The 1481-nt window shown below is 70.9% G+C and carries 1 protein-coding gene; it reads right to left on the minus strand.

Features of this window, described 5'->3' with window-relative positions; all coding sequences use genetic code 11:
- Positions 1–42: 42 nt before the first annotated feature.
- Positions 43–1254, minus strand: coding sequence for an IS110 family transposase (locus ACFV6E_RS42785; protein WP_385177966.1), 1212 nt, complete (start codon positions 1252–1254; stop codon positions 43–45).
- Positions 1255–1481 lie beyond the last annotated feature (227 nt).

The raw sequence follows: 1481 nt of genomic DNA on the forward strand, positions 1-1481 counted from the left end.
GGGGGGTGCTTCTATCTGTTCGGTCAAGGTCTGTGGGCATGGTCAGGCGGTTTGTTCGTGCCGGGGCTGGTAGGGGGTGCCGTCGCGGAGCATGGCGAAGAGCACGTCGACGCGGCGGCGGGTGAGGCAGATGAGGGCGGCGTTGTGTCGTTTCTTCTCGGCGCGTTTCTTGTCGTAGTAGGCGCGGGATTCGGGACTGCTCAGGGAGGCGAACGCGGCGAGGAACAGGGCCCGTTTGAGCTGCTTGTTGCCGCCGCGGGGCGGTCCTTCGCCGCGGATGGAGGTGCCCGAACGGTGGGTGGTGGGGGTCAAGCCCGCGTAGGAGGCCAGGTGGGCGGAGGTGGGAAACGCGCTGGCGTCGCCGACCTCGGCCAGGATGCGGGCGCCGGTCCTGACCGCGACCCCGGGCATGGAGGTCAGGACCTTCGCGAGAGGGTGGGCCCCCAGCAGCGCGGCGATACGCATCTCCAGCATCTCGCGGCGCTTGAGCACGACGGCCAGGGACTCGGCCAGCCCGGAGATGATCTCGGCGGCCGAGCCGGTGCCGGGAACCTGCACGGTCTGCTCGGTGAGCGCGGCGGTGATCTGCTCGGCCAGCTGCCGGGCGCTGCGCATCCGTGGCGCGGCGGCCAGCATGACCTCGGCGATCCGGTCGGATCCTGCCTGGGCGAGGGCGTTCGGGCCGGGGCAGGTCTGCAGCAGGGCCAGCACGGCCGGGTGCCTCAGGCGGGGCCCGAGGACACGTTCGAGGGCGGGATGGATCGAAGTGAGCAGTCCGCGCAGCCGGTTGGAGGTGCGGGTGGCATCACCGGCGAGGTCGTCGTCGTGGCCCAGCACCATGGTCAGTTCAGCCCTCACGTCCTCGGCGACGTCGAGGGAGTGCAGCAGGTGGGGCAGGGTGCGGGCGGCATCGGCAATGACGTGGGCGTCGCGGGCGTCGGTCTTGCCGGTGCCCGGGTGCAGGTCGGCCAGGCGGCGCATGGACAGGCCCGGCAGGTAGGCCACCTCGCAGCCGCACGCGCGGGCGACGGTCACGGCCAGGGTACCGATCGAGGCCGGCTGGTCGACCACGACCAGGACCTTCCCCTTGCGCTGCAAACGGCTGAACAGCTGGCGCAGGGCCGGTTCGGCGTTGGGCAGCGGCTTGTCGAAGGTGGTGCGACCATCACGCAGCAGGGCCGTGCCGTGATGGGTGGCCTTGCCCACGTCCAGGGCGCAGAACACGTCGATCGAGGTGAAGTCGTTGCTGGTCACCGGACTTTCTCCTCCCCGGGGCTGCCGCCGGTGGCCGCTCGGGCACCGGCGATCGGCAGCCACATTACGCAGCCCTGCCCGCAGGCGGACACGCTTCCATCAGCGACCATCCGGTGCCGCCAGGACCGGCGGCAGCACCCCCCGGATCATCCACGACAGGGGCAAAGAGCCATACCGGCCCCGGAGGCCACGAGCCCCGTTCGGGCTCTACTTGGAAGGTAATGGGC

The sequence above is a fragment of the Streptomyces sp. NPDC059785 genome (genome assembly GCF_042732375.1).
Taxonomy (GTDB): Bacteria; Actinomycetota; Actinomycetes; order Streptomycetales; family Streptomycetaceae; genus Streptomyces.